Source organism: uncultured Frigoribacterium sp. (genome assembly GCF_963515265.1).
GTDB lineage: Bacteria > Actinomycetota > Actinomycetes > Actinomycetales > Microbacteriaceae > Frigoribacterium.
Window position 1 is genome coordinate 1 of the sequence record NZ_CAUPYL010000011.1, and the last position, 14,970, is coordinate 14,970.

A 14,970-nucleotide genomic window follows, 5' to 3' on the forward strand; every position below is an offset into this window, starting at 1 on the left:
CCGCCCGATCGCGTCGGGCTCGGCGGCCGCCCCGAGCACCTGCATCCGCTCGGGACGCTGCGCCCGCATCGACGCGGTCCACGCGCACACGAGGGCGTCGAGCAGGTCCTCGCGGTGCTTGTACGGCCGGTCGACGAGCGGCGACGGCTCGTCGACGAGGAGGCGCGACACCGGGTGCGAGAGCAGCCGCAGCGGCGGGTCCGCCGAGTCGAGGGCGGCCAGGCGCGAGATCAGGTCGTCGCAGGCGACCGCGCGTGCGCCGCGCCGCTCCTCCGCGGCGACGGTCGTGTCGGGACGTTTGTAGCGCGGCCGGCGCTCGTCGTAGCCGAGCTCAGGGGCGCCGACGAGCGTCGTGTACGGGTAGCACTCGAAGTACGAGACGGCGTCGGCCGGCAAGGGCACGACCCCGTCGTCGTACACGGCCCCGGCATCGGCGAGGCGCTCGCCGAGGGTGCGACCGCCGAGCCAGGGCAAGGAGGCGCTGGAGGCGTTCGCCGACACGTGCCACCGCCCGTAGGCGCGGCCGACGAGCCGTTCGCTCGGCCGCATGCCGGTCGCGTTCGGCACCAGCACAGGCGCGTCGATCGCCACGTGCGACCCCGGGGTGGCCCAGCGCAGCACCCACTCGGTCACCTCGTCGACGCCGCGGGCCCAGCCGGCGTCGAGCACGCTGCCGTCGGCGGCGATCACCGCCAAGCCCGTCTCGTTCGCGGGCTTCGTCGGGGTGGAGTCGCGCCAGGCGAGGTCGACGCCGAGGTAGCGCGGGGCATCGTCGGAGCGGTGCTCGACAGCACTGTGCTCGGCGGAGCGGTGCCCGGCAGCACCGTGCTCGTCGGCGCGCTGCCCGGCAGCCCCGCCCCCGGCAGCCCCGGCTGCGGCGTCGGTCACGAGCGGCGGTCGAGCTTCCAGCCGACCCAGGCGGTCACGAGCACGACCCCGGCCGCGGCGAGGCGGGCACCGGTCAGGACGCCGCTGCCGGTCGAGGTCGTCACGCTCATGTCGCTGCCGATCCCGATGCCCCAGACGAGGCCCGAGATCGTGAGGCAGGCGACGAGCGCGAGCCCCAGCAGGCCGGAGGTGAGGGCGAACGCCTTCGGGCCGACCGCGTCGACGGCGGCGGGGCTGCGCAGCCGGCCACGGGCCCTGCCGGCGAGGCGCGAGGCGGTGAAGCGGACGGCGGCGAGCCAGAACAGGGCGACGGCGCAGGCGCCGACGATGTCGCTCGAGCGGTGCCAGCCGTAGGCGACGGTCTGCTCGGCGACGATCGCGGCGAAGGCGGTGCCGATCAGGAACACGAGGGGGCGCACGTGGCGTCCGAACGCCGTCATCACGGCGAAGAGCGCGGCGACGGCGATCGTCGTGTGACCGCTCGGGAAGCTGTTGCCGTACAGCTCGCCGGTGAGGTCGGGGCGCGGCACGAGCTGCTTGAGCACCTGGGTCGTCACCGTCGCGCCGATGATGAGCACGCCCGACTGCAGGGCGGCCCCCGGCCGGCGTCGGAGGAACGCGACCAGCATGGTCAGGCCGACGAGCAGCATGAGCGCTGCGGGCGAGATCGCGTCGAGCGCGGAGCCGGAACCGAGGAGGCGGTCGTCGTCGACCGAGCTGAGGATGCTGTCCTCGACGGACTGGCCCGTCTCGGTGAGCACGGCCATGACGTACACGCCGCCGAACGCGACGACGGAGGCGCCCGCCGCCACGATCCACCGGGCCGACCCGTGTCGCCGGACGGCGCTCGAGGTCGGGAGAACGCGGGCTGCAGTCACTTCCCCATAGAACAGCACCCCTCCTGGACGCCGCCTCACACCCGCCTGGTGATGCGTCGAGAGGGCTGCAGACTCACAGGGAGCGGTCGGCCCGGCGCAGCTCGGCCCGGAGCACGCGGACGCGACGGAGGCGGTGCAGGCTCGCGAACGGGGAGACGACGGTCACCAGCCCGAAGAAGACGAGGCCGGCCCAGGGGATCCAGGTCGGGAGGGGCGCGTCGTCCGGTGTGGGCGGGAGGAGGAGCAGGAATGCGCTGAGCCCCGCGAACAGGGCGAACTCGAGGGTGGGGAGCCAGGTGCCGCGCCGCGCCCACGCCTCCTGCCGGGCGAGGATCGGATCCCAGGTCGACACGTCGGCGCCGTCGGGGACGCGGCCGGTCTTCACGGCGCGGGCGATCCGGACGGCCTGGTCCGCACCTCCCTGCTGTGACCAGCTCCAGGCGATCAGCACCGTCATGGTGACGCTGAACGACAGCCCCGAGATCAGGCCCGTGGCGACGGCGGCGGCGGCGACCACCCCGACCGGGACGTCCGTGAGGGGCGCGACCGCGGCCACGACGGCGGCCATCGACCCGCCGAAGACCACGGTCATCGCGAGGAAGACCCAGAGCAACGTGCGGCGTCGTGGCGCCTCGAGCACGTGCTCCGTCATCCAGCCCCGCTGCTCGTCCATCCGTCGACCCTGGCACGGTCGGACACGCGAGCGGTCCGCGGGCACGCTCGCTCACCCGTCGGCCCACCTGGTCGGTCGCCCGTGCTCTCGCTCGAGTCCGCGTCCTGGATCTCCGCCTGGGAGGCGCGGAGGTCGCCGGAGCATGATCGACGCACATCAGCCGACACGGTCGGCTCGACACGAGGAGGCGCTCGATGAGCACCACGAACAGCAACGAGCCGCAGCAGGGCGGCGTCACCGACGAGACGGCCGAGTTCGGCGACCGCTCACGGGTGCCCGTCGCGGGCAGCACCGAGAACCACGGCGAGGTGGAGCAGCCCGTCGCCCCCGGCACCGACGACGAACCCGACCACGTGACGGGGCGCGAGGCCACGGGCGACGTGCTCGACCGCACCGGATCGGTCGACTCGTCCGACGTCGACGCCCTGCTCGGCCGCCGCGAGGACCGTGACGACGACCACGAGGGCCCGCGCGCGCCGTAGCTCGCGATGGCACCTCGAGTTGCCCGTTCGCGTGCCTGTGGCTCACGCTCGAGGTCGCGAATCGGCAACTCGTCGCTCGCCGTCACCGTGACAGGACGAGGAGGCGCCCTCGATTCGCGAGGACGCCCTCGGTCGTGTAGTGTTTCCCCCGGCCATTCGGCCGAGGAAACGCGCCTGTAGCTCAACGGATAGAGCATCTGACTACGGATCAGAAGGTTGGGGGTTCGAGTCCCTCCAGGCGCACAGAACACACGAGAAAGCCTGGCCGAGAGCCAGGCTTTCTTCGTTTCTCGAGGCGTCGTGGCCGTTGGCGGAGAGTCAGCGGCGGGTCGCGCCGATGGCCCAGACCCGCGGCGGCTGGGCCCCGTTGACAGCGTGGTCGCCGACGATGCGTGCCTTGAACACCCACGGGTTGTGGCTGCCGGCCGTGCGGGCGTTGCGCCAGTGCCGGTCCAGGTTCTTCGTGGTGCTCACGCCGGATGCAGCCAGCGCGTCGAACAGGTGCGAGGTCGCCTGTGTCGCGAGCGACGTCAGTGCGACCTGTGCCTGCGCCGTGGCGAGTTCGGCCTGGTCGTTCCGCCGCTCGTCTTCGACCTCGTCCAGGAAGGCGCCCTCGTAGGCGCCCTGGAGAGCCTGCGCGGCGCGGTCGACGATCGCTCGGGCGGCGAAACCGGCGGCTGAGACCTCGCCGACGACCTGGAGGATCTGCGGGTCAGCAGCGAACGTGTCGGCGTTGCCGTGCGAGAACACCCGGGTGCGGTTCCTGACCTCGAACGCGATCTCCCTCTCGGCCGCCACGACGGAGCCGGCGAGGACGCTCAGCAGCACGGCCTGGTAGAAGGCCGTCTGGTACTTGAAGCGCTCGTCGAAGAGCACGACGTCGTCGGCGCCGACACGAGCATCCCGGAAGGTGCTGGTGCCCGAGCCTGTCGTCCGCTGCCCGAACCCGTCCCAGTCGTCGGTGTGGGCGACGCCTTCCTGGCGGCCGTCGACGATCGCGATGACCCGGTCGCCGGTGTCGGTGCGTTCGGCGTACGTGTCGATCCAGTCGGCGAAGATGCTGCCGGTGGAGTAGTACTTCTGCCCGGTGATGCGGAATCCGCCTTCCTGGTCGGGGCTGACCTTCGTCGCGACGTCGCCGACCTGCACCGTGCCCACTTCGGTCCAGGAGTTCCCGGCGATCTCGCCGCGGCCGAACCGTTCGAGCCAGACGTCGCGCTGTCCGGACCGGGCGACGAGGCGGTCCTCGACGAGGGCGAAGTGGCCGCGCAGGGCCTGGGGGATGTTGCTGTCCGCCGCCGCGAGCTCGGTGAGCAGCTGGAACAGCTGCGGGAGGGTGGCGCCGGAGCCCCCGAACTCGACGGGGACACGGAGGGCTCCGAAGCCCGCGTCGGCGAGCTCGCGGATCTCGGCCACGGGGAGGCGGTGCTGACGGTCTCGTTCCGCGGCGCCGGCAGCGATGCGGTCGAAGAGAGGACGGAAACGCGCGGACAGGGCCTCGTCCGTGGGTGCCGCGGTGGTGACGGATGTGGTGGTCGTCGTGGTCATGGGTCTCGGTTCCGTTCTGGTGGGTCAGACTGCGGCAGGGGCAGGCGTGTGTTCCGGCTGGGGACGTGTGGCGGCTCGGCGGGTGAGCAGGGCGGCGCCGCCGAACACCCCGACGAGCGACAGGAGCGCAGCCGTCGTGGCGACCGAGCCGGTCGGCCAGTGCCCGGTGAGGCCGAGGAGCGCCGGGACCGTGGTGGTCACCTGGCTCGCGAGGACGAGGGCCCACCCGGTGTAGGTGCCGATGACCGATCGGCCGAGGGCGAGCAGGACGAAGAACAGCGCCCAGAGCGCCGCCCACCCTGTCCAGAGCACGGCCAGGAACGGGTCGTCAGCGACGTGGACGACCGCGAAGGCGACGGCGAGAGCGGCAACCAGGCCGCAGAACCAGCCGAGACCCACGGCGCCGAGGCCGAGAAGTGAGTCCACGCCGACGTAGAGATAGGTGACGCCGAACAAGAAGGTGCCCGAGATCCCGAGGAGGACAGGGAGGGAACCGTCAGCTGACACAGCCACGGCCACGCAGAGGACGAGCTGCAGACCGCCGATCAGGACGTTGAACACGCCGCTGTCCCGGCCGGGCACGCGCCCGAGCAGGGTGAGGCCGTTGACCAAGAGAGCGGCCCCGGAGAGGACCAGACAGATGAGCGCCATGCGGCGACCTTGGCACCGTCCACCCCGCCACCGGTGCCTTGTGTCCGATGAAGTCCGTTCACTACGCCCTGTGACTGCCCTGCTCTGCATCAGGGTCACGTGAGCTCACGTCCCTTCACGGCTCGACCCAGAGGTGAGCAAGGCCCCCGGTACAATGAAACGGCGCCATCGAACGACGTCCACGCCGGCGCAGATGACGCCGAGCTGCGTTGCGAAGCGTGCAGGACGGAGTGTGGGTGAGCGTCAGAGGCGGCGGTGAGCGGCTGGGTCTTCGCGAGGTCGCCGAGCGTGCCGGGGTCTCGCACATGACCGTGTCCCGCGTGCTCAACGGTCATCCGCAGGTGAAGGAGTCGACGCGTCGACGTGTGCTCGAGGTCGTCGCCGAGCTCGACTTCCGGCCCAACAGCGCTGCGCGCGAGCTCGTCACCCAGCGGGCGCTCCGGATCGGCGTGCTGATCGAGAGCGCCGTCGAGTTCGGTCCGTCGAGCATCTTGCGGGCCATCGAGCGATCGGCGCGTGACGGCGGGTACTCCGTGGCGTCGTTCGCGCTCCGCGACGACTCGGCGACTCCCGAGGAGGCCGTCCGCCACCTCACGGGCCAGGGCATCGACGCACTCTGCGTGGTCGCTCCGCGCTCGTCGTCCGTGGCTGTGCTCCGGACCATCACGACGGGGCTGCCGACCTTGGTCGTGAAGGCTGAGAAGGACCCGGCCTTCCTCACGGTCTCGGTCGACCAGGCTGCGGGCACGAAACTGGCCGTCGATCACCTCGCGTCGCTCGGTCACCGCGACGTCCTCCACCTCTCAGGGCCCCTCGACTGGTTCGACGCGCGCGCTCGCGAGCGTGCCTTCCACACCCGCACCCGGGCCTGGGGCATGCACGAGAGGCCCATCGTGATCGGCGACTGGTCGAGCGACTTCGGCTACGACTTCGCACGCGGGCTCGCCAGCGTCCCCGAATACACCGCCGTGTTCGTGGCGAACGACGAGATGGCGCTCGGGGTGATCCACGGTCTCCACGACCGCGGCATCCGCGTGCCTGAGGACCTCAGCGTCGTCGGCTTCGACGACCTTCCCGTCTCGCGCCACTTCCTCCCTCCGCTCACGACCGTGCGGCAGGACTTCCCGGCGCTGGGGTCGCTCGTGGTGGACGTGCTCATCGCAGCGATCGAGGGCCGCGAGATCCCGCAGAACAGCCGGATCCCTGCCGAGCTCGTGGTGCGTGACTCCAGCGCGGCGGCGCGCCCGGTCGACTGAGACGGGCCTCTGAGGGAGTCCTGCTCGTCGTCGTTCGCCCGCGGGCATGCCGACAGCTACAGTCGTGCACGTCGGGCACCGCCCGGCGCGAGGCCACGTAGGCCTCCGACCCGAGGAGCACCACGTGCGTCACGTACGGGCATCGACGACGATGCACCCCATCGGCCCTCAGGCCGCGGGCCCGACCTGGTCCGGTCACGGCGAGCGGTGGGACGGACCTGCCTGCCCCACGGTGCAGATGCGGGGGATCACCGTCGCTTTCTCGAACGGCGTCGCGCTCGACAGGGTCGACCTCGACCTCCACTCGGGTGAGGTGCACGCTCTCCTCGGCGAGAACGGAGCGGGGAAGTCCACGCTCATCAAGGCGCTGCTCGGCGTGTACCCGATCGACGCAGGGGAGGTCCTCGTGGACGGCGAGCCCGTCCGTCTCGGCGGTCCGGCTGACGCGCGGGCCCTCGGCATCCAGGCCGCGTTCCAGGAGTCGCACCTGGTCGAGAACCTGAGCGTCGGCGAGAACGTGATGCTCGGCCACGAGGTGCACGGTCGCGTCGGCATCTCCTGGCGGGCGACGCATGAACGCGCCGCCACGATGCTCGCCGAGCTCGGACTTGCCGAGCTGGACCCACGAGCCCTGCTGGCGGACCTCACTCCCGCCAGCCGTCAGCTCGTCTCCATCGCCCGCGCCATGGTCGATCGACCACGGGTGCTCGTGCTGGACGAGCCCACGTCGAGCCTCGATGCCGTGGACGTCGCGCAGCTCTTCGAGGTGATCCGCCGCCTCCGCGACCAGGGCGTCGCGATCCTCTTCGTCTCGCACTTCCTCGAGCAGGTGCTGGCGCTCAGCGACCGGATGACCATCCTCCGCGGCGGCGTGAAGAAGGGCGACTACCTGCCTCACGAGATCGGCCGGGCCGAGCTGGTCGCGCGGATGATCGGCAAGGACGTCGCGCACCTGCAGCGGATCGGCTCGGAGCGTCGGGCTCATCGCGTGGATCCGGTCGGCCCGCCGCTGTACCGGGCCACCGGAGTCGGACGCCGCGGCATGTTGCGGCCCGTCGACTTCGAGCTGCACGCGGGCGAGGTCGTGGGCATCGCAGGGCTTCGTGGCTCAGGCCGGACCGAGCTCGCCCGCCTGCTGGCCGGCGCCGACCGAGCTGACGGCGGCGTGGTCACGCTCGGCGGGCGTTCCGTCGTGATCGACCGCCCCTCGGATGCACTGCGGAACCGGGTGGCGCTGTCTGCAGAGGACCGAGGGTCGGAGGGGCTCATCGACGAGCTCAGCGTGCGGGAGAACATCGTCCTCGCCTTGCAGGCCCTGCGGGGCTGGGCGCACCCGCTCTCCAGGGCCGAGCGCGAGGACCTCGTCGAGCGGCACATCGAGCACTTCGGGATCACGCCGGTCGACCCGGCGACACCCGCCGGCGCGCTCTCCGGCGGCAACCAACAGAAGGTGCTGCTCGCCCGCTGGCTGGCGATCCGACCGCGCGTGCTCATCCTCGACGAGCCGACCCGCGGCGTCGACATCGGCGCCAAGGTCGACATCCAGGCGCACATCGCACAGCTCGCGCTCGACGGCGTGGCCGTCGTGTTCATCTCGAGCGCGTTCGACGAACTCGTGCGGGTGAGCGACCGGATCGTCGTCCTCAAGGACCGGGAGAAGATCGGGGAGCTGAGCAACGGGCCCGGCGTCACGGTCGACACGCTCGTCGAGCTCATCGCCGCACCCGACGACGAAGGCGACGACGAGGACGACTTCCCCCTGCCCCGGCCGGACGTGTCCCTCCCGCGTCCGACGCCCTGACTGCGCCTCGCCGGACGTGCGCTGGCCACGGGCGCGCGGAGGTTCCTCAGAACTCTTGTCTTCGCGAGACTGTTACCGGTAACATTCCCAGCACGCGGAAGCATCCGAGCCCCCCGCGGCACGACCGGCCCATGGCCACGAGCGGACGCAGACGTCCGGTCATCTCAAGGAGGAGATCCATGTCCACGAAGAGGCACATCGCCACAATCGCCGCCGTAGGGGCCATCGCCCTCAGCCTGGCGGCCTGCAGCTCCGGCACCGGTTCGACCGACGGCGGTGACGAACTGGCCACGATCGGCTTCGTCGCGGTCGGCCCCGAGGGCGCCTGGCGCCAGGCCAACGAGTCGAACATCCAGGACACCTTCACGAAGGACGCCGGGTTCGACCTCAAGTACGCCCCTGCCACCAACAACGACCAGAAGTCGCAGATCGACGCCTTCACGTCGTTCGTGGACGAGGGCGTCGACGTGATCCTGCTCTCGGCCACCGAAGGCTCCGGCTGGGAGGACTCGCTCAAGCGGGCACAGGAGGCCGAGATCCCCGTGGTCCTCATCGACCGCGGCATCGAGCCCGACGACACCTCGCTCTACGCGACACGGATCGCCCCCGACAACATCGCCGTCAGCGAGTCGGTCGCCGAGTGGGCCAAGACCGCTCTCCCCGAGGGCGGCAACTACTTCACGCTCGAGGGCCCAGCCGGCGTCTCGGTCGTGAACGAGCGCAACGAAGGCTGGGACGAGGTGATCGGTGCCGAGAGCTCGTTCACGAAGATCGGCGCGCAGACCGCCAACTGGTCGACCGAGGAGGCCAAGAGCGTCTTCGAGACCGTGCTGAAGTCGAACGGCAACGACGTGCAGCTCGTCTTCGCGCAGAACGACGAGATGGGCCTCGGCGCCGTCCAGGCCGTCGAGGAGGCGGGCCTCACGCCCGGCGTGGACGTCAAGATCGCCACGATCGACGGAACGAAGAGCGCACTCGAGGCGCTGGCCGACAGCAAGCTCAGCTTCGTCGCCGAGTACAACCCGCTGTTCGGCGACACGGCCCTCGAGGCAGTGCAGAAGCTGCTCGACGGCGACACCGTCGAGTCGTCGATCGTCGTCGAGTCGGCCACGTTCGACTCGCCCGAGGCGGCCGCCACGGCGCTGCCCGACCGGAAGTTCTGACCAGTCCGCACGGCCACATCCGGCGGCGAGGCGGACCTGACCGCCTCGCCGCCCCCGTCACCCCGTCCGCTGCCACGGCATCGGGCGGGGGAGTCGGCAGACAAGGAGCACACGCCATGCAGGCATCCAGTCCGATCGTGGAGATGCAAGCCATCACCATCGCCTTCCCCGGGGTCAAAGCCCTTGACGGGGTCGACCTCCGGCTCTTCCCCGGCGAGGTCCACACGCTCATGGGCGAGAACGGCGCCGGGAAATCGACGCTGATCAAGGCGCTCACGGGCGTCTACGGCATCGACTCCGGCCGCGTCGTCGTCGACGGCGCCGAGCGCCGGCTCTCCGGCACCGCCGATGCGCAGGCCGCCGGGATCTCCACGGTCTATCAAGAGGTCAACCTCTGCGCCAACCTCACCATCGGCGAGAACGTCATGCTCGGCCACGAGCGGCGCGGCCGGTTCGGGATCGACTGGAAGGGGACGCACGCCGCCGCCTCCGAGGTCCTCGCCCGTGTGGGCCTGGGGCATCTCGATCCCCGCACCCCGCTCTCCTCCCTCAGCCTCGCGCTCCAGCAGCTCGTCGCGATCAGCCGCGCCACGGTCGTCGAGGCGAAGGTGCTGATCCTGGACGAGCCGACCTCCAGCCTCGACGCCGACGAGGTCGAGGGTCTCTTCCGAGTGATGCGACGGCTCCGCGACGAAGGAGTCGCCATCCTCTTCGTCTCCCACTTCCTCGACCAGGTCTTCGCCATCAGCGACAGGCTCACCGTGCTCCGGAACGGCAAGCTCGTCGGGGAGCACCTCACCCGCGACATCGACCGGGCCGGGCTCATCGCCGAGATGATCGGGAAAGACCTGCAGAGCCTCCGCTCCCTCGACCGTGAGCGGGCCAGCCGACAGGTGGCCGAGGGGGAGCCCGTCTACCGAGCGACCGGGATCGGCCGCAAGGGCTCGCTCGACGCGACCGACGTGGCGCTCCGTCGCGGCGAGGTCGTCGGCCTAGCGGGGCTCCTCGGCTCCGGCCGCACCGAGCTCGCTCGCCTCCTCTACGGCGTCGACCGACCCGACACGGGAACCGTGACCATGGACGGCGTCCCCGTGGCCATCTCCTCTCCCGCGAAGGCTCTCAAGCACCGCATCGCGTTCTCGAGCGAGAACCGCCGTGACGAGGGCATCATCCGTGACCTCAGCGTCCGCGAGAACCTCGTGCTCGCCGTCCAGGCCAAGCGCGGCTGGGCCCGGCCGCTCTCCGCGAAGGAGAAGGACAGGGTGGTCACGAAGTACCTCACCGAGCTCAACGTCAGACCGGCCGATCCTGATCGGCCCATCCGGAACCTGTCCGGCGGCAACCAGCAGAAGGTGCTGCTCGGCAGGTGGCTCGCGACCGAGCCGGAGCTGCTGATCCTCGACGAGCCCACCCGCGGCATCGACGTGGGCGCCAAGGCCGAGATCCAGGAGCAGGTCGCGGCGCTCGCCGACACGGGTGTCGCCGTCGTGTTCATCTCCTCGGAACTCGAGGAGGTGGTGCGGCTCAGCGACAGGATCGTCGTCCTGAAGGACCACCGCAAGATCGCGGAGCTCGAGGCCGGACCGGACGTCACTGCCGAGTCCATCGTCGCCGCCATCGCCGATGAGGGCGTCTCCGAGGTCCCTCTCGAGACCGTCCCCCACACCATGCCTGAGGAGGCAGCCCGATGAGTGACCCGACGACCCCCGTGACCAGGCGCCTGGGCCTGCACGGCCTCGGCGACGTGCTGCACCGGCCCTGGGTCTGGGGCACGGTCGCGATCGTCCTGCTGCTGGCGATCAACGTGGCGAAGGACCCCGGCTACCTCGCTCTGTCCGTCAACCCGGACACGGGCAACCTCGTGGGCAACCTCATCGACATCCTCCGCGCAGCCGCCCCTGTGCTCATGATCGCGGTCGGGATGTGCCTCGTGGTCGCCACCGGCGGCATCGACCTCAGCGTCGGCTCGATCATGGTCGTGGCGGGTGCAGTCTCGATGGAGTTCCTGAAGGCAGCCGGCTCCGACTCCCTCGGCGTCGCGCTCGCGGCGATGGGCCTGGCTCTGCTGATCGCCGGCGTCCTCGGCGCGGTCAACGGCATGCTCGTCTCGGTCGTGGGGCTGCAGCCGTTCATCAGCACGCTGGTGATCATGCTCGCCGGCCGCGGCCTGGCGAAGGTCATCACGGGCGGCCAGAACACCGCCGCCGCGAACGAGCCGTTCCGCTGGGTCGCCAACGGCTACCTCGTGGGGCTGCCGGTCGTGTTCCTGCTCGCGGTCCTGATCACGCTCGGCGTCGCCGCGCTCGTGCGACGCAGCGCCCTGGGCCTCATGATCGAGGCGATCGGGATGGACCCGAAGGCCGCGCGCCTCGCGGGACTCGACCGCCGGGCGCTCCTGTTCACCGCCTACATCGGCAGCGGCCTGCTCGCCGGCGTGGCTGGCATCTTCGCCACGGCGAGCGTCATGACGGTCGACGTCTCCCGCACCGGCTACCAGCTCGAGCTCGACGCCATCTTGGCTGTCGTGATCGGCGGCACGTCCCTGGCCGGCGGGAAGTTCCACCTGCTCGGAGCTGCCGTCGGAGCGTTGCTGATCGCGACGCTCGACAAGACCGTCGTGTTCCTGGGCGTCTCGTCCTCGGCCACGCCTGCCTTCAAGGCGATCGTCATCGTCGCGATCGTGCTCCTGCAGTCCCGGCGCGTCCGCGCCCTGTTCACGAGGCGCCGACGTCCGGTGCCCACTCCCGCGCCCACCGAGAAGGAGGCCGTGTCCGCATGAGCGCCACCACGATCCGCCCGCCCCTCACCCCGACGCCGGCACCTGGTCCTGGCAGCGGGCCCCTCGAGCCGCGGCGCCGCATGCGACTCCGGCTCGACTCCCTGCCGACCGTCGCCGCCCTGGTGATCCTGATCGCGATGCTGGCCTACGGCGAGATCGCCTACGGCCGCATCGTGCAGGCCGCGACCCTGTCCAACCTCCTCATCAACAACGCACATGTGATCGTCCTGGCCGTGGGACTGACGTTCGTCATCTTGACGGGCGGGATCGACCTCTCCGTCGGCGCGATCGTCGCCGTCAGCAGCGTCGCAGGCGTGCTGCTCGCCAACGCCGGCTGGAACCCGTGGGCAGTGATGGTCCTCATGATCCTCATCGGCACGGCATCCGGCGTCGTGTCCGGCGTGCTGATCCAGTTCTTCGACGTACAGCCGTTCATCGCCACACTCGCGATGATGTTCCTCGGCCGCGGCCTCGCCTCGATCCTCAGCACGGTGCCCGAGCGCCTCGCCGACGAGTCGCCCATCCGGTCGCTCGCCACGAACATGAAGGTGGTCGACGGCCCGAAGGTGAACGACGTCGTCACGACGCCGGGCGTGCTGATCGCGCTGGTCGTGGTGGCCGTCGCGTTCTTCGTCCTGCACCGCACACGCCTCGGCCGCACCGTCTACGCGATCGGTGGATCCGAGCAGTCGGCCGCCCTCATGGGACTCCCCGTCCGCCGAACCAAGCTCGCGGTCTACGTCATCAGCGGTTCGCTCGCCGGGCTCGCCTCGGTCATCTACACAGCCCGACTCGGGAGTGCGCAGAACATCACCGGCATCGGGTGGGAGCTCGACTCGATCGCCGCCACGGTGATCGGCGGCACCCTCCTCACCGGCGGCGTCGGCTTCGTGCTCGGGTCCGTCGTGGGGGCACTCGTGCTCGGCCTCATGAACGTGCTGATCACGCGAGACGGAGGCATCCCTCCCGAGGCCACCACCATCATCACCGGGGGGATCCTCCTGGTCTTCGTGCTCCTGCAGCGCGCTGTCATGGCGAGAAGGCGGCAGACCTGACGACCAGGACGGAGCCGATCCCACACGCACGGGGTCAGGCCCTGACGTCCCTGACCGGCGCAACCACGAACGACCTCGCTGCCTCGAGGACCGGCGCGCGGAGATCGCTGACCACCGTGCACGCCGACAAGCTGAACGCGCGGCAGAGGGAGACGACGTCGAACTTGCTGCTGTCGGCGAGCACGACGGTCTCGCGGCTGTGCGCCTGCACGATGCGCTTCTTGTTGGCCTCGCGGATGTCGAAGGTGGTGACGCCCGCAGCGACGTCGATGCCGGTGACGCCGATGAACGCACGGTCGAAGTAGAGGTCCTCGAGCTGGCGGTCGGTCATCGTGCCGGCCACGGAGCCGATGTCGGGGAGGTAGTCGCCCCCGAGCGCCGTGACGGTGACCCTGGGGCGCGGCACCATCCCGAGCACCTGGGTGTTCGACGTGATGACGTGGACACCGATGTCGGGGAGCGCGATCATGAACTCGGTCAGCGACGTGCCGGAGTCGACGTAGATCGTCTCGCCCTCGACGACCATCGCGGCGGCGGCGCGGGCGATGGCGACCTTCTCGTCTCGGTTGATCTGTGACTTCAGGGCGGCGGGGAGCTCGGCGGCGCGCTCCTCGGCGCGGATGGCACCGCCGCGGAGGCTGACGACCTGACCCGAGCGCTCGAGCTCACGGATGTCGCGGCGCACGGTGGACGGCGACGCACCCGTCGCGGTGACGAGGTCGTCGATGAGGATCGAGTCACCCAGTGCGACCCGGTCGAGGATCAGCTGGTGTCTCGCGAACGACTTCATGGTCGAGGTCCTCCCGTGTCGGCATGCTGGACTGGGCACCCATCCCCGCCACCGTGATCGAGGCGACCAGGGCCGCGGTCCGGGACGCCTGGAACGGGTCGACTCCGCCGGCGAGCGCCGTGGCGAACGCTCCGATGAAGGAGTCGCCGGCGCCGGTCGTGTCGACTGCCACGGCCTCGACGGCCCTGACGAACTGCACTCGCCGACCTGCAGAAACATAGCAGCCGTGACTGCCCAGGGTCAGGACGACGTTCACGCAGTAAGACGTCAGCTCCTGGACGACCGCGCGCATGGCGTCGTCGTCGGCGACGTCTCCGAGAGCGTGCCCGAGGTACTCGGCGGCCTCGTCCTCGTTCACCACGAACCACGTGCAGGCGCGAGTCGTCGCGAGGGCCACGGGCCTGGCTGGCGCCGCGTTGTAGATGACCGGCACGCCAGCTGCTGCCGCCAGGGCGACGGCACGGTCGTTCGCGGAGGCGGGCACCTCGTTCTGCAGCACGACGACGGCCGCGGAGGCGACGAGGTCGGCGTGGACGTCGACCCAGTCGCCCGTGACCATCGCGTTGGCGCCCTCCACGATCGTGGCGTGCACCTCCCCGTCGCCGACGACGTTCACGAGTCCCAGGCCGCTGACGGAGTCCGTAGGCCGGAGGCGGCACTCGGCGCCCTCGCGCTCCAGGTTCGCGCGGCACATCGCCCCGTAGTGGTCCGCGCCCACGGCGCCCACGAACTGCACTCGTGCGCCGAGTCGCGCCGCCTGGACCGCCTGGTTCGCGCCCTTGCCGCCGAAGTCGCTCCGGAAGCCGGTCGACACGAGCGTCTCGCCGCGGCGGGGGAGCCGGTCCTGACTGACGATCAGGTCGTAGTTGATGCTCCCGATCACCACGATGGCCTTCGCCGTCATGCCGTTCTCCACTCCATCGTGTCGACGACACAGTGCCGTCTTGCTTGACCTTAGGTGGAAATGACAAATTCTGTCAAAGGTCTGAGCCCATAGATACGGCTG

Annotated in this window: 14 protein-coding genes and 1 tRNA gene; 8 read left to right on the top strand and 7 right to left on the bottom strand. The window is 70.6% G+C overall.

The window, feature by feature from the left end; all coding sequences use genetic code 11:
• The 3 genes from RWM17_RS02530 to RWM17_RS02540 form a co-directional block, all read right to left on the bottom strand.
• A partial coding sequence (locus tag RWM17_RS02530) for a DUF429 domain-containing protein (protein ID WP_314101050.1) occupies nt 1-888 on the bottom strand: 888 nt, incomplete at its 3' end.
• The gene (locus RWM17_RS02535; RefSeq protein WP_133738986.1) at nt 885-1,766 is read right to left on the bottom strand and encodes a phosphatase PAP2 family protein; all 882 of its coding nucleotides are present in this window, start codon (nt 1,764-1,766) and stop codon (nt 885-887) included. The genes RWM17_RS02535 and RWM17_RS02530, both read right to left, overlap by 4 nt.
• 73 nt (nt 1,767-1,839) lie before the next feature.
• Complete coding sequence (locus RWM17_RS02540) at nt 1,840-2,439, bottom strand: hypothetical protein (RefSeq protein ID WP_314101052.1); 600 nt, start codon at nt 2,437-2,439, stop codon at nt 1,840-1,842.
• Between the two features lie 194 nt (nt 2,440-2,633).
• On the opposite strand from RWM17_RS02540, the gene RWM17_RS02545 reads away from it, so the two are divergent.
• Together RWM17_RS02545 and RWM17_RS02550 are read left to right on the top strand one after the other, a co-directional pair.
• Nucleotides 2,634-2,921: a hypothetical protein gene (locus RWM17_RS02545; RefSeq protein ID WP_314101054.1), complete on the top strand. Its 288-nt coding sequence runs from the start codon at nt 2,634-2,636 to the stop codon at nt 2,919-2,921.
• A gap of 170 nt (nt 2,922-3,091) precedes the next feature.
• A tRNA-Arg gene (locus RWM17_RS02550) sits at nt 3,092-3,164 on the top strand.
• Between the two features lie 75 nt (nt 3,165-3,239).
• Here the strand turns inward: RWM17_RS02550 and RWM17_RS02555 are convergent.
• Complete coding sequence (locus RWM17_RS02555; protein ID WP_314101056.1) at nt 3,240-4,469, bottom strand: acyl-CoA dehydrogenase family protein; 1,230 nt, start codon at nt 4,467-4,469, stop codon at nt 3,240-3,242.
• 24 nt (nt 4,470-4,493) lie between these two features.
• Nucleotides 4,494-5,120: an AmiS/UreI family transporter gene (locus RWM17_RS02560; protein WP_314101059.1), complete on the bottom strand. Its 627-nt coding sequence runs from the start codon at nt 5,118-5,120 to the stop codon at nt 4,494-4,496.
• A 236-nt stretch (nt 5,121-5,356) separates the two neighbouring features.
• On the opposite strand from RWM17_RS02560, the gene RWM17_RS02565 reads away from it, so the two are divergent.
• The 6 genes from RWM17_RS02565 (at nt 5,357) to RWM17_RS02590 (ending at nt 13,174) form a co-directional block, all read left to right on the top strand.
• Nucleotides 5,357-6,376 (top strand): LacI family DNA-binding transcriptional regulator, encoded by a 1,020-nt coding sequence (locus RWM17_RS02565; RefSeq protein WP_314101061.1) that lies wholly within the window; start codon nt 5,357-5,359, stop codon nt 6,374-6,376.
• A 238-nt stretch (nt 6,377-6,614) separates the two neighbouring features.
• Nucleotides 6,615-8,177: a sugar ABC transporter ATP-binding protein gene (locus RWM17_RS02570; protein WP_314101063.1), complete on the top strand. Its 1,563-nt coding sequence runs from the start codon at nt 6,615-6,617 to the stop codon at nt 8,175-8,177.
• A gap of 179 nt (nt 8,178-8,356) precedes the next feature.
• Nucleotides 8,357-9,340 (top strand): ABC transporter substrate-binding protein, encoded by a 984-nt coding sequence (locus tag RWM17_RS02575; RefSeq protein ID WP_314101065.1) that lies wholly within the window; start codon nt 8,357-8,359, stop codon nt 9,338-9,340.
• 116 nt (nt 9,341-9,456) lie between these two features.
• Complete coding sequence (locus tag RWM17_RS02580; RefSeq protein WP_314101066.1) at nt 9,457-11,031, top strand: sugar ABC transporter ATP-binding protein; 1,575 nt, start codon at nt 9,457-9,459, stop codon at nt 11,029-11,031.
• The gene (locus RWM17_RS02585; protein ID WP_314101068.1) at nt 11,028-12,119 is read left to right on the top strand and encodes an ABC transporter permease; all 1,092 of its coding nucleotides are present in this window, start codon (nt 11,028-11,030) and stop codon (nt 12,117-12,119) included. The genes RWM17_RS02580 and RWM17_RS02585 overlap by 4 nt, the downstream gene beginning before the upstream one ends.
• Nucleotides 12,116-13,174 carry an ABC transporter permease gene (locus RWM17_RS02590; RefSeq protein WP_192042497.1) on the top strand — a complete coding sequence of 353 codons (1,059 nt, stop codon included), beginning with the start codon at nt 12,116-12,118 and terminating at the stop codon, nt 13,172-13,174. The genes RWM17_RS02585 and RWM17_RS02590 overlap by 4 nt, the downstream gene beginning before the upstream one ends.
• Nucleotides 13,175-13,208: 34 nt before the next feature.
• Here RWM17_RS02590 and RWM17_RS02595 read toward each other — a convergent pair whose 3' ends face one another.
• The gene (locus RWM17_RS02595; RefSeq protein WP_314101073.1) at nt 13,209-13,964 is read right to left on the bottom strand and encodes a DeoR/GlpR family DNA-binding transcription regulator; all 756 of its coding nucleotides are present in this window, start codon (nt 13,962-13,964) and stop codon (nt 13,209-13,211) included.
• Nucleotides 13,912-14,868, bottom strand: a complete 957-nt coding sequence (locus RWM17_RS02600; protein ID WP_314101075.1) for a ribokinase — start codon at nt 14,866-14,868, stop codon at nt 13,912-13,914. The genes RWM17_RS02595 and RWM17_RS02600 overlap by 53 nt, the downstream gene beginning before the upstream one ends.
• Nucleotides 14,869-14,970: the final 102 nt, after the last annotated feature.

What these genes read in the sequence shown, in the direction of transcription:
- RWM17_RS02540 (WP_314101052.1), bottom strand. Translation starts at nt 2,439, where the DNA reads ATGGACGAGCAGCGGGGCTGGATGACGGAGCACGTGCTCGAGGCGCCA.
- RWM17_RS02545 (WP_314101054.1), top strand. Translation starts at nt 2,634, where the DNA reads ATGAGCACCACGAACAGCAACGAGCCGCAGCAGGGCGGCGTCACCGAC.
- RWM17_RS02555 (WP_314101056.1), bottom strand. Translation starts at nt 4,469, where the DNA reads ATGACCACGACGACCACCACATCCGTCACCACCGCGGCACCCACGGAC.
- RWM17_RS02560 (WP_314101059.1), bottom strand. Translation starts at nt 5,120, where the DNA reads ATGGCGCTCATCTGTCTGGTCCTCTCCGGGGCCGCTCTCTTGGTCAAC.
- RWM17_RS02570 (WP_314101063.1), top strand. Translation starts at nt 6,615, where the DNA reads ATGCGGGGGATCACCGTCGCTTTCTCGAACGGCGTCGCGCTCGACAGG.
- RWM17_RS02575 (WP_314101065.1), top strand. Translation starts at nt 8,357, where the DNA reads ATGTCCACGAAGAGGCACATCGCCACAATCGCCGCCGTAGGGGCCATC.
- RWM17_RS02580 (WP_314101066.1), top strand. Translation starts at nt 9,457, where the DNA reads ATGCAGGCATCCAGTCCGATCGTGGAGATGCAAGCCATCACCATCGCC.
- RWM17_RS02585 (WP_314101068.1), top strand. Translation starts at nt 11,028, where the DNA reads ATGAGTGACCCGACGACCCCCGTGACCAGGCGCCTGGGCCTGCACGGC.
- RWM17_RS02590 (WP_192042497.1), top strand. Translation starts at nt 12,116, where the DNA reads ATGAGCGCCACCACGATCCGCCCGCCCCTCACCCCGACGCCGGCACCT.
- RWM17_RS02595 (WP_314101073.1), bottom strand. Translation starts at nt 13,964, where the DNA reads ATGAAGTCGTTCGCGAGACACCAGCTGATCCTCGACCGGGTCGCACTG.
- RWM17_RS02600 (WP_314101075.1), bottom strand. Translation starts at nt 14,868, where the DNA reads ATGACGGCGAAGGCCATCGTGGTGATCGGGAGCATCAACTACGACCTG.